This window comes from Mesorhizobium sp. M1A.T.Ca.IN.004.03.1.1 (genome assembly GCF_003997555.1).
GTDB lineage: Bacteria > Pseudomonadota > Alphaproteobacteria > Rhizobiales > Rhizobiaceae > Mesorhizobium.
The window spans coordinates 1-237 of the sequence record NZ_RZTV01001058.1 but is presented as its reverse complement, the minus strand read 5'-3'; the positions used below and the strand labels follow the sequence as shown (position 1 = coordinate 237).

Sequence of the window (237 nt, the reverse complement as noted above, 5' to 3'; positions counted from 1 at the left end):
TCACGCCCGAGGCGAGATCGTCGACCTGCATCGCCGCGCCGGCGTGCCGACGCTCTATGTCACCCACGACCAGGCGGAAGCGCTTTCCATGGCCGACCGCGTCGCCGTGATGATGGGCGGAAAGTTGCTGCAGATCGCCAGCCCCGAGGTCATCTACGACGATCCAGCCCATATCGAGGTCGCCCGCTTCATCGGCCAGCCGCGCATCAATCTGCTGCCGGCCTTTGCCGAAGGCGG

The 237-nt window shown here is 66.7% G+C and carries 1 pseudogene; it reads left to right on the top strand.

What is annotated here, in order from left to right:
• Window positions 1-237, top strand: a pseudogene (locus tag EOD29_RS34910) (ABC transporter ATP-binding protein); the annotation flags it as partial.